Origin of the sequence: Agrobacterium sp. NPDC090273 (assembly GCF_044772305.1) — a bacterium.
Lineage (GTDB): Bacteria > Pseudomonadota > Alphaproteobacteria > Rhizobiales > Rhizobiaceae > Agrobacterium.
The window spans coordinates 1-12077 of sequence record NZ_JBIVYN010000010.1 but is presented as its reverse complement, the minus strand read 5'-3'; the positions used below and the strand labels follow the sequence as shown (position 1 = coordinate 12077).

Annotated in this window: 10 protein-coding genes and 2 pseudogenes; 9 read left to right on the top strand and 3 right to left on the bottom strand. The window is 56.3% G+C overall.

The window, feature by feature from the left end:
• Positions 1-40: 40 nt before the first annotated feature.
• Together ACIQT8_RS21950 and ACIQT8_RS21945 are read left to right on the top strand one after the other, a co-directional pair.
• On the top strand, positions 41-1345 hold the full coding sequence (locus tag ACIQT8_RS21950) for an ABC transporter substrate-binding protein (RefSeq protein WP_262526374.1): 1305 nt from the start codon (positions 41-43) through the stop codon (positions 1343-1345).
• A 177-nt stretch (positions 1346-1522) separates the two neighbouring features.
• Positions 1523-2620, top strand: coding sequence for an acyltransferase family protein (locus ACIQT8_RS21945; protein ID WP_400969725.1), 1098 nt, complete (start codon positions 1523-1525; stop codon positions 2618-2620).
• Between the two features lie 264 nt (positions 2621-2884).
• Here ACIQT8_RS21945 and ACIQT8_RS21940 read toward each other — a convergent pair whose 3' ends face one another.
• A complete protein-coding gene (locus tag ACIQT8_RS21940) occupies positions 2885-4693 on the bottom strand; it encodes a diguanylate cyclase (RefSeq protein ID WP_400969722.1) in 1809 nt (602 codons plus the stop codon).
• Positions 4694-4925: 232 nt separating this feature from the next.
• On the opposite strand from ACIQT8_RS21940, the gene ACIQT8_RS21935 reads away from it, so the two are divergent.
• The 4 genes from ACIQT8_RS21935 to ACIQT8_RS21920 all read left to right on the top strand — a co-directional run bounded on the left by ACIQT8_RS21935 (position 4926) and on the right by ACIQT8_RS21920 (position 8242).
• Complete coding sequence (locus tag ACIQT8_RS21935) at positions 4926-5792, top strand: transglycosylase SLT domain-containing protein (RefSeq protein ID WP_400970133.1); 867 nt, start codon at positions 4926-4928, stop codon at positions 5790-5792.
• Positions 5793-5954: 162 nt separating this feature from the next.
• Positions 5955-6275: a GCG_CRPN prefix-to-repeats domain-containing protein gene (locus ACIQT8_RS21930; RefSeq protein ID WP_400969719.1), complete on the top strand. Its 321-nt coding sequence runs from the start codon at positions 5955-5957 to the stop codon at positions 6273-6275.
• Positions 6276-6430: 155 nt separating this feature from the next.
• On the top strand, positions 6431-7126 hold the full coding sequence (locus tag ACIQT8_RS21925) for a superoxide dismutase (protein WP_400969716.1): 696 nt from the start codon (positions 6431-6433) through the stop codon (positions 7124-7126).
• A 126-nt stretch (positions 7127-7252) separates the two neighbouring features.
• Positions 7253-8242, top strand: a complete 990-nt coding sequence (locus tag ACIQT8_RS21920) for a Bug family tripartite tricarboxylate transporter substrate binding protein (RefSeq protein ID WP_400969713.1) — start codon at positions 7253-7255, stop codon at positions 8240-8242.
• A gap of 89 nt (positions 8243-8331) precedes the next feature.
• Here the strand turns inward: ACIQT8_RS21920 and ACIQT8_RS21915 are convergent, their stop codons facing one another.
• Positions 8332-8478, bottom strand: coding sequence for a hypothetical protein (locus ACIQT8_RS21915; protein ID WP_400969710.1), 147 nt, complete (start codon positions 8476-8478; stop codon positions 8332-8334).
• A 174-nt stretch (positions 8479-8652) separates the two neighbouring features.
• Here ACIQT8_RS21915 and ACIQT8_RS21910 point away from each other — a divergent pair, with 174 nt between their 5' ends.
• Complete coding sequence (locus ACIQT8_RS21910) at positions 8653-9096, top strand: hypothetical protein (protein WP_400969707.1); 444 nt, start codon at positions 8653-8655, stop codon at positions 9094-9096.
• Between the two features lie 528 nt (positions 9097-9624).
• On the opposite strand, the pseudogene ACIQT8_RS21905 reads toward ACIQT8_RS21910, so the two are convergent.
• Positions 9625-10070 (bottom strand): annotated as a pseudogene (locus tag ACIQT8_RS21905) (MobA/MobL family protein); the annotation flags it as partial.
• A 250-nt stretch (positions 10071-10320) separates the two neighbouring features.
• On the opposite strand from ACIQT8_RS21905, the gene ACIQT8_RS21900 reads away from it, so the two are divergent.
• Both ACIQT8_RS21900 and ACIQT8_RS21895 read left to right on the top strand, forming a co-directional pair.
• Complete coding sequence (locus ACIQT8_RS21900) at positions 10321-10938, top strand: cytochrome b (protein ID WP_400969704.1); 618 nt, start codon at positions 10321-10323, stop codon at positions 10936-10938.
• Positions 10939-11077: 139 nt separating this feature from the next.
• Positions 11078-11983, top strand: a pseudogene (locus ACIQT8_RS21895) (nucleotidyltransferase and HEPN domain-containing protein).
• The last annotated feature ends 94 nt before the right edge of the window (positions 11984-12077 follow it).

Genomic DNA, 12077 nt, shown 5'->3' with positions numbered 1-12077 from the left:
AACTTATTTATGCAAATTTTGCAAAACGCGGGAGGAGCAGATGCAAACTATCGACAGACGTAAGTTTTTGATGACAGCGGCAATGGGGGTAGGGGCCCTGGGGCTTGGCGCAACGGTCGGCGCTTTCAACGCGCAGGCCCAGGAAAACCGGTTGCGGTGCGTCTGGTGGGGATCGGCCGATCGAAGCCGGCGCACCAATGAGGTGATCTCGCTTTATCAGAAAGCAGATCCAAAGACGGCGATCAGCGGCGAAATGATCGCCGGCTCCGACTACTGGACCAAACTTGCAACCTCTATGGCCGGTCGCAATGTGGCGGATATTTTCCAGCTCGAGCCCTCGACCATCGCCGACTATTCCGGCCGTGGAGCCTGCATGGAGCTCGACAAGTTTGTCGGATCCTCGCTTGATCTCTCGGGTTTTGGCAAGACCGAAGTCGACCTTTGCCGCATTGACGGCAAGCTCTATGGCGTCGGTCTCGGCTTGAACTCGTTTTGCATGATGTATGACGCTGAGACGCTGAAAGAGGGCGGCGTTTCCATTCCAAAGGAACAGATCACCTGGAAAGCGCTTGCCGAACTGGCAAAGGACTACAAGAAAAATGCGCCTGCACGGCGCAATTACTGGGCCGTCCCCTATGGTGGACGCTACCACTACGTCTTCGACGTGTGGCTGCGCCAGCGCGGCAAACTGCTCTTCCAGGACGGTACCATCGGGTTCAACAAGGAAGACGCAAAAGAGTGGTTCGCCTATTGGGAAGATCTGAGGCAGGCCGGTCTTGCCGTTTCGGCCGACATTCAGACCCGCGATGACAATACGATCGAATCCAATTCCCTGACACTTGGCAATTCCGCAATCGGGTTTGCCTACTCCAATCAGTTGGTCGGGTATCAGCAGCTGAACAAGAAGACGCTTTCGGTGGGCATGTTGCCAGGCGAAGGTGAAGGCAAACCGACCGGGCACTATTACCGTCCCGGGCTGATCTGGTCTATTTCCTCCACGTCAACCAAACCGGAAGAGGCGGCGAAGTTCATCAGCTTCTTTGTCAATGACGTTGCTGCGGGCAAGGTCCTCGGTGTCGAGCGTGGCGTGCCACCTTCCAAGACGGTACGCGAGGCCGTTCTGCCGAGCCTCAACGAGACGGAGCGCAAGACAGTAGACTATATTGAAGGTCTCTCCGGAAAGCTTGATCCATACCCGGAACCCGCACCGATCGGCGCAAATGAATTTGACCGCGGTGTCATGCGGCCTATCGCCGATTCACTCGCGTTCGGGCGCGCAAGCGTCGATGAGGCTGCTCAGAACCTCGTTGATACCGGAACCAGAACTCTCCGCAAGCGGGGCTAGATTGTCCCTGATGCGACATGGTGGTCGACAGGCCCCTTAAAATCATGAGACGCCGGTTTCCGGCGTCTTTTTCATTTACAACGGATCGTGTCTTGAACGTCTGTCGAGACGGTGCAATGAACCGAAAGAAGGCATTCGCCGTTTGTTCAACAGTCTTTCTGCTTCGGGTTTTTGAAGATGGCCATATCGGTGCCGGAACGGTTCGTTCTGCTGGATGGGATTAGGGGCGTGGCTGCCCTTTTCATCGTACACAGGCATGCAGAGCTATTTTTCGGAAGGCCTGAGGAATCAAGCTACCTTGCTGTCGACCTGTTTTTCGCCTTGAGTGGTTTCGTCCTCGCACATGCCTACGGAAAGAAGCTTGCCGACGGAACGACGTCACCCGCCACATTCATGACAGCGCGTTTCTTTCGTCTCTATCCGCTTTATGTTCTTTCACTTCTTTTGATGGCTGCGTTTTTCATCTGCCTCTATGTGCTCGGACTGCCGACCCCGATTGATGACCTCCACAGGCCAATAGATCTTTCCGAGCTTGGGGTCGTGCTCCTGACAGGTCTGCTTTTCCTCCCGGCACCCTTCACGATTACTCTCAACGGTGCGCTTTTTCTCGTAAGCCCGGCCTGGTCGTTGTTCAACGAACTGGTGGTAAACACCTTCTACGCACGCTGGGGTGTGCGTGCGAGTTTGCGCTTCATTCTGTGCGTTGTGTTTTTTAGCCTTTGCCTGCTGGTCGTTGCCGCCATTGAATTCGGCAAGCTTCACGCCGGTTTCCGTTGGCATGAAATGTACGCCGGCATGGGAAGGGTGTTCTTTTCCTTCCTGGTTGGCGTATTGATCTATCGTTTTCGCGACCACGTTCCCAAAATTGCGCCATTCAGCGCGTTGCTCTACCTGGCCTTTGTGTGCCTGGTTCTTGCTTTGCCGATCTCGCGCGCCGTGCGGCCGTTCTACGATCTGGCTATGGTCGTGTTTGGGTGGCCGGTCCTGCTTTATCTGGCGAGCAGAACCGTGCCGGACAAAATTGTCGGCAAACTCTCATCGTTCCTTGGTACGGCATCATACGCGGTTTATGTCCTGCATATTCCGCTCCTTGCCTGGACGGTGTTCCTAGTGCCGAGCCTTACGCAGGGCAAAACCGCGAGCCTTTACGGCTACGCCTTTATTGCCGCGGTCGTTGTTCTCTCATGGGCTCTTACGGTCTGGTACGACCAACCTGTACAGACATGGTTGAAAAAACGGCTCAGGGCGAGAGCCACGAGCCGTCAGACTGCCTGAATTTTTTAATCAGAATTGGTTCGCCTCAATGGTAGGCGAGTATCGGTGCCGTCAGCACGAAAAGTGCTGTCAGGCTGATGATCGTCAGTTTCACGGCCCTCAGGCTGCGTGTCTTTCGTCCGTCCCAATCGTACGTCATAAAAACCTCCATACAGACGTCCGCGGTCGACTCATACTTGCGTGGGGAAGAGGGCCTGCCAAGCAGGAATTCTTCTGTAAATATTAGTTTTCCACGAAATTCGCACATACAGTTGCAAGAATGCATCACTCTTCAAGATGGCTTCCGCTTGATAGCTCACTAGTTTCGGCAGCACGGACCGTCTGATTGCGGCCCTTCGCCTTCGCCATCAGGAGCGCTGCATCCGCCCGGCTTACGAGCGTTTGTGAAGGCCCATCTTCGGGCGAAATGGCCAGGCCAATTGAAATGGAAATCCGGCCAAGAGGGCGCCCGTCGTGCGAAAGATGTGCCCGGCCGGCGTTTTCACGCAGTTCTTCGGCCAATGCGTAACAGTCATCTTCTCCACGATCAGGAATGAGGACTGTGAATTCCTCGCCCCCGAACCGGAAGGCCGTGCCGCGATCACGCAGCGTGTTGAGGATGATCTGCGCGACATGCTGGATCACCATGTCTCCGGCATCATGACCAAACATGTCGTTGAAGCGCTTGAAGTGATCGATATCGATCATCAAACAGGCGAGGCTGTTTTCCGATGTGGATTTTCTATAATGCTCGAGCCTCTCATTGAGAAACCGACGGTTAAAGAGCCCGCTCAGCGCATCGCGTTCAGCGAGGTCTGTCAGCGTGTTGCGCAGTTGCAGGTTGGCGATTGCAAGTCCGACATTCTCGGCAATCAGTTCCAGATAAAGCTGTGCACCGGCATTGGCAGCTGGCCTGTGTTCAGGCCTTTCCAGATAAAGGAGCCCGATCATGTCGCCCATTGCCGTCAACGGGATGCACAAGGTCTCCGCCTCTTCGCCGTGGAGGTGCTGGCAGGGAACATCTGTTGCGGCGACGCCGCTCACGTGTGGGCGGCCGCGACGCAGGGCCCAGCAGGCGTCCGTGGTAAACGCGGGATCTGAATGTTGCGGGTCAAGCCAGCTTCCCGTTCTGTTGAGCATCGATTTGTCGTTGCTCAGAATGTAGAGGCCGCCGGCGTGGTCCGGAAATATCTGCGGTGCAAAACGGGCGACAATATCTGCGAGTTCGGCTTCCGTCTGGCAGGCCTGAAGCCTGTGCATCATCTGCAGCAGCAGGTCTTTCGTTTGTTGATCCGCGCGCCGCTCCGCGTCCAGACGTTCCCGCTCCAGTCCGTTTTCCCGGAACACGAGGATCGCCTTGTTCATCTCGCCGATCTCATCGAGCCGCCGGTCCTGTGGTACCTCGACGGCGTAATCCTCTTTTGCCAGACGGCTTACTATCCCGGTCATGCGGGCAAGCGGCATGGTAATGCGCCGCCTCAGGATGAAATAAAGGACCGCCAGAAAAAGGGCGCCAGTCAGGCCAAGGATCGCGCGAGCGGCGAGGCTCCACCAGTCTGCAAATTCGCGTGCAGTGTTAAAGGCGGCACCCGTGCGCGCATCGACAAGAGCGCGGAATGTGTTGACCTGACCAAGAAGATCGGACTGTAGCCTCTCATGCTCCGGACCGAAAAGTATCTGCTGGGCGCCGGATGTGTCGCCGCTTCCGTAGGCTGAAATTGCTGACCGCTCGAGCGCATCAAGCGCGTCGGCATCAACGGTCAGTTGCTTCAAGGCGTTGGATTCTGTCTGATTGAGGCCATGCTCCTCAAGACGCACGGCCGCCTCCTCAAGGCGTTTCTCGTTATTCTCGCCACTCTCGAAAGCTTGCAGATGGCGCTTTTCGCCGCGCATCACATAAAGACGCGCTTCGTCGCTGCGAACTTCAGCGCCGATTTCCAGATCCTCGACCAGTTCGTCGAGCCGCAGGCGCTCCTCAACAGCAAGCCGCTCATCGTTGGCGCTTTTCGACGCCATGATGAATGCCCCTGCCGACAGGGCAGTCAGGACAACGGTAATGCCATAGGCCCAATTGGTGATCGTACTTATTCGCATATGCGCATAATAGAAAACGCCGGTTTCGGGAGGATTAAGAAACGCATCCGGTTTTTTGTGCTGGAAGGGGAGGTTTTTTAGATGGGATGCCGGGCCCATATTGGTGGCAAAGCCTAGGCAGACACCGAAGATTGTAGAATAGTGAGCGTGTTGCGCCTTGAATAATAGGGGAGATGGCGTGGTCAACCGCTTCACGGGCAGCTTGCTGGTTCTGAGCGTCTGCACGCTGGGCATCGTTACAGATGCTGCAGCCTCGGAGCCAAAAACCGAGAACGAGGGTTCCTGTCTTTCTGCGCATGTGGTCGCTCCCGAGCTCTGCATCCGTGCAGAGAGCTATGACAATGATCTTTGTCACGCAATCGAGGTGCTGGCTTTGCGCCACGCTGTGCCCCCGGATTACTTCGCCAGGCTGATATGGCGTGAAAGCCTGTTTCGCGCCGACGCGGTCAGCCCGAAAGGGGCAGAAGGTATCGCACAGTTTATGCCCGGGACTGCGAAATTGCGCGGACTTGAAGACAGCTTCAACGTTGTCGAGGCATTGGAAAAATCAGCAGCCTACCTTGCCGAACTGAATACAAGGTTCGGAAATTACGGCCTGGCTGCCGCAGCTTATAACGCCGGCGAGGCGGGACTGCGGACCTTCATCGACAAGGGGCGACTTCCCACAGAGACACGCGATTATGTCTTCGCAATCACGGGCTATCCCGTCGAAACCTGGAAAGATACGCCGCCTGAGCGCGTTGCTCCCGCCCTCGATGATAACAGACCTTTCCTTGAGGCCTGTGTCCGGCTTGCCGTGACCCGAACCATGCGGGACCCCGTTCTGTTGGCGTCAGCAGACTGGGCACCTTGGGGTGTGCAACTTTCGGCGCATTATAATCCCTCTGTCGCAAGCCGTCTGTTTACGCGAGCAATCGTCAGGCTGCCCGAACCGTTGAATGCGGAACGAGCGCTGCTCGTTCGCCAGCGCGGCGGAAACTTCGGTTCGCGTCCGCGTTACGCCGCACGCATCGGTCGGGAGACGCGAGCGGAGGCCAACGAACTGTGCGGACGGATCAAAAGCGGCGGTGGATCCTGCACCGTGTTTCGCAATCGCTAGGGAGTATTCGCAGGTAATCTGGCAAAGATCACCGCCAGAAAAATGCCGAAGATGCAACTGAGGCGGTCCGGTGGCTGTGCCACGAAAAGATCACTTTTCATTCACCTGCAGTTCACTGGCCGTAGCGCTAAATCGCACTCATCCAACAAGGAGGGAGATGAGATGCACAAGATGTTTATCACCGCCGGATTGCTGTTCGGCACCCTGTTTGGCACGGCCGCAAATGCGATGCCCGTCGGCCAACCTTCTGCCCCTTCGGTGTCCCACATCCAGAAGGTGGACTATGCATGCGGCCGTGGTTTTCACCTCTCGCCGCGGGGCTACTGCCGTCCGAACGGTCCTCCTCGCTATGAGCGTGGTTGGGATCGCCGAGACCGTTGGGAAGCCCGTCGCGAGTGGCGCGAACGCCAGGCCCGACGCGAGTGGCGCGAATGGCGCGACCGCAGGGACTGGAGAGACGGCCGCGATCATTATCGCTGGTAAGTTCGGCGAACATGCTTCGGGCACTCCCTTGGATGAGAAGCCAGGGAGATGCCGATAGCCGTTTAATGTCCACAATAACGCCAGCACGGGATCGTGAAGGCAACCTGTGCTGACTTTGTTGGTTCTCCTTGGCTTAGTTTCCTCAGGAGGACCCCATGACGATCACAAGACGAACAGTTCTTGCAGCCGGTGTGGCAGCGGCAGCTTCCACGATGTTTTCCCAGCCCCATGTCGCCCGTGCGGCCTTGCCACTGAAACAGCCACCGCTTCCGTTTGGGGAAGGGGACTTGGCCCCGGTTATTTCTGCTAAAACCGTGGGTTTGCATTACGGCAAACATCACAAGGCCTATTTCGATAAGCTCAATGCGCTCGCAGAAGGCACCCGCTATGCCGATATGGAACTGGACGAAATTGTTCGGCAGTCTGCGACGTCCAAAGTCGAGGGCGATGTCAAGATTTTCAACAACGCTGCCCAGGCCTGGAACCACGTCGCCTATTGGGATCAGTTTGTTCCAGGTGGACCGAACAGGCCGCAAGGCGATGTTGCAACATCAATAGACACTGCATTCGGGGGATATGACGGCTTTATCGAGCGCGCAGTCGATGTTTCAGACACTGTATTTGGAACCGGTTGGGTCTGGTTGACACGCGGTGACGACGATCGGCTCGCACTCATCGGCTACGAAGACGGGAACAATCCAGTCGCGGTCGGCCGCCCGGCTTATCTCGGTATCGATATCTGGGAACACGCCTATTACGTGGACTATGAAAATCGCAAGGCCGATCACATTGCAGCGGTTCTCGACAAGCTGATCAACTGGCGGGTCATCGAGGAACGTATAAAGGCTTAAGCACACACTGTCCTCAGCGATGATCTCTCGGACCCGTGGGAAGCATAAGACTTCCTGCGGGTTGCCCTTGAGGCAAGTTGGGCTACTATACCGGCGTGGCGAGGAGGCCATACACGAGGAGGGTTCATGAATAAGCGGTTTTCGAAACGGCGGATGTTGCTGAAACTTGCCGCCGGAGCAGCATCGTTATCTTTCCTGGGAATGCCAGCGAGCGCCCAAAGTTTTCCAGAACGAACGATCACGCTGGTCGTGCCTTTTGCAGCGGGCGGATCGACGGATGTTGTGGCGCGCGTCATCGCTCAGAAAATGGGGGATGAGCTTGGCCAGCAAATTGTCGTTGAAAACGTCGCTGGCGCAGGTGGCAATCTCGGCGCCGATCGTGTGGCACGAGCGGACCCGGATGGGTACACGATCTTGATGGGGACCGTCGCGACCCACGCCTTGAACCCGCTCATTCTCAAGACGAAGCCCTATGACCCTGAAAAGGATTTCGCCCCCGTATCGCTGCTCGTCGTCGTTCCGAACGTGCTGGTCGTCAACCCGGAACTCAAGGTCAACAATGTCGCGGAACTGATCGCGCTGCTCAAAGCCGAGCCCGACAAATATGCCTACGCCTCATCCGGTAACGGCACACCCCTTCATCTTTCAGGCGAGCTTTTCAAGAGCATGACCGGCGTCAGCATGCAGCATGTTCCCTATAAGGGCGCCGGGCCAGCATTGAACGATCTTCTCGGCAACCAGATCTCGATCATGTTCGACAATCTGCCTTCGTCCTCCAGCCATATCAAATCGGGGACACTTCGGGCGCTTGGCGTGACGACTGCCGAAAGTGCATCGTCTTTCCCGAACGTGCCAACGATTGCCGAGACGGTGCCGGGCTATGAGACCTATACCTGGAATGCGCTTTTTGCGCCGGCCAACACGCCAGCCGATGCGATAGACAAGCTCAATGCAGCCGCAAAGAAGGCCCTGGCTGACCCTGCTGTTGCCGGCCGCATGGCCGATTTCAGTGCGAAAATCGTTGGCTCATCACCTGAAGAATTGAAGACCCACGTTTCGGCGGAAATCGCCAAATGGGGGCCTGTCGTGAAAGACGCTAACGTCCAGATGGATTGATCTGGCACGATTTTATAACGGGGAGGCTAGACGGTAAGGTCTAGCCTCTCTTTCATTCGAGAGGTGGTCGCGCGCGGCCAATCGCGCGCCTAAACCAGATGCGGACTGCTGCGATGAGCGATCATGAAGTTTTCGTTTGAGGGATAGCGCTTGAAGCGGGCTATTTTCTCGTAGTCGTTCTCAACGACCCACTGTTCGAAGGAGGCTGCATTGACGTTATCGACCTCGATGAACATGCGCGGTTTTGCCTTCTGAATGGTCTTCCTCCGTTGAGAGCGACGTTCAGTTTAAGCATCTCGGCGGTGAGCGATTGCTTCAAACGCGACAACCTTTTCGGCATAAATATTGCCCTTTTTCACCGCTGTCTGTAATCTTGATTCAGTAGTCGTATCGCAGGCCGGTTCAGTTGCATGGCAATATTCTTCAAGACGCCAATCTCCGAAGGCGCGGCACTCGAAATGATCGAGCAGGCACTCACTGCCGATCATGAATACGATGGTTATTTCAATGCTGCGAGCGATTTGGGCGAGACGCCATTGTCATGGGCCCCTTCGATGAGTGCCGAAGAATTTCATGCGCTGGTCAGAGAGATGCTGCAGCTTGCCTGGGACAATGCCAGGTTCTGGATCGTCTATGAACGCCGTGAAGACCGCCGGGATCCTGACGCGACCGAGATACGCAATACTGCATTTCGCCTAACGCGGGGTTACAACGAAGTCATTGTCGCGTCTCTCAGTCTTCTTGGCAAACGCGATGCTTTAAAGGACCTCGAACTCGTTTTCGTGTGTTTTAAGGAAGATTTCCAGAGGCGAAATTTCCGGGTTCGCTTCGAAAACAAGGCAATCACGAGTTAGGCGTGTTGAAGGGTACCTCGCGAAAGAGAAACCCCACGACTTGTGGGTTACCTGACGATGAGCCTTGCGCTGCTGTGGAGCGAGCTTCCGGCAGGCAGCATATTCAGTAGCCGCAATCGCATACGGTTCCCCGTTCACAGCAAAATCAATGGTTTCGCTAATATGGCGACAGCATTGCTTGTTACGATACTTCAGGCGACACATTTAGCGTTTCATTGAAGTCGAAGTTGCCGGGCGACAACGCACGTTGATTTGATCTTGCGCTGGCATGATCGTCCCGTTCTTTTGTTTCAGACTGCTGGCTCGCTTCTTTTGCAGAACGTGGCCACCCACCGTCTGTGGCAGGTGCCATCTGCCCTTTGCCCGCCCAGGTGCCTTGTGGCGGCCCGCATGATTGATTTGCCAGCACCGGCAAAACCGACCACCATGGCAATGGTGGAAAAACGTGCTGGCTCGCTGTTCTGCCTGGAGTTCGACCAGTTGCGATGATGTCCATGACGGCTGCAATGGCGGTGTGGAAGGTGTAAGCGTGGTCATCATCACAAGAGCATGGATGTTGGGGCCGTCGTTTTGACCCTGGCGAGCCTCGACAGGCACGTGGATGGCGAAGTCGACGGCCGTGCCGAATTTGTTTGCGATATCACGGGCAAAGGCGCGTGTTAGCGACAGTCTGTGCGCGTCATCCAGCTCATGCGGATGGGCGATCTCGAACTCGCGGGCAACGCGGGCATCGAGGCGGCGCTCAGTGGTCTCGGCCGCATTCCACAGGGTCGATCGGTCAGGTGCCCAACCTGCCTCCATTCCGTCGGGAAGGACAATCTCGCAGTGTTCAACCCCGCGCTTTGCAGTGAAGTCATAGAGGACATTCTCGCGCTCGTTTCGATGCGACTTGCGGTGCGATAGGCGATGGCCGCAACCGCACTTCTGCCGGCACCGCGAGAGATCGGCTTGTTGCTGCAATGGTAGATCGCCATGCCTGCCTCCACTGCCGGGGAAGGCGCACATCTGAGGAGCAGGACCGGTCCAACTCGTAAGTGCGCCCTTGCTGACATCCGCAGGCATGGCTAGCCTCGGGTCGAGGGGGCTGACGACTGACAGAAGTGCGAGTAGCGCCAGACCGCTGGGGCGTTCAATGCATCTCCATGAGCAATGTTTATTGGGACGCAGGCATGGGGTGGTGTCGGCAGCATTGTCTCGGCCTCCCTTCGCGGGTAGATGCAGCACATGAAGGATAAAGCAATGAACATGTGGCTGGATTCGCCGGATCGTTACGGACTGATCAGCCGTCTCTTGCATTGGGGCATGGCCTGCCTGCTGGTCTGGCAGTTTGCCGTGATCCTCACGTGGCGTGTCTTTGGTCCGGCTGACTGGGTAAAGAGCGTGACATCGTTCGGGCCGGGCCATGGAACAATCGGTCTGCTGACGATTATCCTTGTCGTCATTCGCGTCATCTGGGCGCTGATCAATCGCGGACGGCGGCCGGAACGCGCTTCAGGCTGGTCGGGCCGAGCTGCAGCTGTTGTCCATTGCAGTTTCTATGGGCTGATGTTTGTCATTCCTGCGCTGGCGCTTCTAAGGGCCTACGGCAACGGTCGTGGCTTTATGCCGTGGATACCGGCAAGCGGTGTCAGGATCGACTGGATGGTGGCACCTGCCAATCTGTTGCATGGGGTTTTGTCGTGGTGCCTGTTGGTTTTGATTGCCGGGCACATTGTCATGGCACTGTTCCATCAACTGGCCCTCAAGGATGGCACGCTTGCGCGCATGGCGGGATCGTTTCGCTCAGCAAAAGCGACAAGGCGCTGCGAACTTGAAATTGCCAGGAGTGAAGGATCGCCATGAGCGTATTCGGTTGAACGGAGAGTGTCGCTCTCGTGCGTCAAAGGTGTCGCCGTTACTGGCACTTCTGTCATTTGTGGTTTTGGACGAAGCATGTCAGGTCCGGGCACCATGCAATTTGCGTCTTTGATTTTCACCCGAGTTGATCAGATCCTCCCTCGATCGTATCCCGCCTCGAAAGCAGCGAGAACTTTCGCGCGCGCTGGAGATCCTGCATGAGGAGTTCGAGGACGCGCTGAAAGAAGCGCGGACGGATCCTGAAAATCATCCTGTTCGGTTCTTACGCCCGCGGCGGTTTTGTCGACGAGCCGCATACGATGAAAGGCTATCGCTCCGACTTCGATCTCCCGGTGATCGTCAACAATCGCAAGCTCACGGACTTTGCCGAATACTGGTACAAGGCAGCCGACCGCCTGATCCGCGACAGCTTTATCGAAACGCCGGTCAGCTTTATCGTGCATTCGCTGCGCGAGGTGAATACCAACCTCAGGGAAGGCAGTACTTCTTTTCCGATATCCGCAAGGAAGGCATTGCTTTCTATGAACTGGATGAGCAGCCGCTGGTCGAGCCGAAGCCGCTGACGCCGGAAGAACGTTGGCGGGTAGCACAGGAGCATTTTGAACTCAGGTTCTCTGAAGCGAAAGTGATACTTGAAACTTCAATTTTTCAACTTGAACAGTCGAAAAAGTCGGGCGGTGCCTGGGTTAATTGGTCAGCGTTCAGTTTGCATCAAGCACTCGAGCAGGCTTACGGCTGCGTTTTGCTGACGCTGACAAACTACGGTCCCGCGTCGCACAACATCAAGTTTTTGCGGTCGCTTGCAGAGGAGCAGGATCGCCGGCTGGCTGATGCTTTTCCACGAGATCAGCACCGGGAACGGGCCTAGTTCAACACCCTGAACGAAGCCTACGTCAAAGCCCGCTACTCCAAACATTTCGAGATCAGCGAGGGCGCGTTCGTGTGGCTCGGGGAGCGAACTGGACATCTGCTCGATCTGGTGAAGATCGTTTGCGAGGAGCATCTTGAAAAGCTCGAAAACGCAGCCTGACATGTCGAGGACAGAATGCGACGATTTCTGATAGCTGGAGTTTTGACGATGGCACTGGGCGGTAACGCGTCAGCCACGGTGTTGGGTGCGGTGG

Coding starts and splice junctions, on each gene's coding strand:
- ACIQT8_RS21920 (WP_400969713.1), top strand. CDS start 7,253: ATGAATAAGCGGTTTTCGAAACGGCGGATGTTGCTGAAACTTGCCGCC.
- ACIQT8_RS21950 (WP_262526374.1), top strand. CDS start 41: ATGCAAACTATCGACAGACGTAAGTTTTTGATGACAGCGGCAATGGGG.
- ACIQT8_RS21925 (WP_400969716.1), top strand. CDS start 6,431: ATGACGATCACAAGACGAACAGTTCTTGCAGCCGGTGTGGCAGCGGCA.
- ACIQT8_RS21900 (WP_400969704.1), top strand. CDS start 10,321: ATGAAGGATAAAGCAATGAACATGTGGCTGGATTCGCCGGATCGTTAC.
- ACIQT8_RS21915 (WP_400969710.1), bottom strand. CDS start 8,478: ATGTTCATCGAGGTCGATAACGTCAATGCAGCCTCCTTCGAACAGTGG.
- ACIQT8_RS21940 (WP_400969722.1), bottom strand. CDS start 4,693: ATGCGAATAAGTACGATCACCAATTGGGCCTATGGCATTACCGTTGTC.
- ACIQT8_RS21945 (WP_400969725.1), top strand. CDS start 1,523: ATGGCCATATCGGTGCCGGAACGGTTCGTTCTGCTGGATGGGATTAGG.
- ACIQT8_RS21910 (WP_400969707.1), top strand. CDS start 8,653: ATGGCAATATTCTTCAAGACGCCAATCTCCGAAGGCGCGGCACTCGAA.
- ACIQT8_RS21930 (WP_400969719.1), top strand. CDS start 5,955: ATGCACAAGATGTTTATCACCGCCGGATTGCTGTTCGGCACCCTGTTT.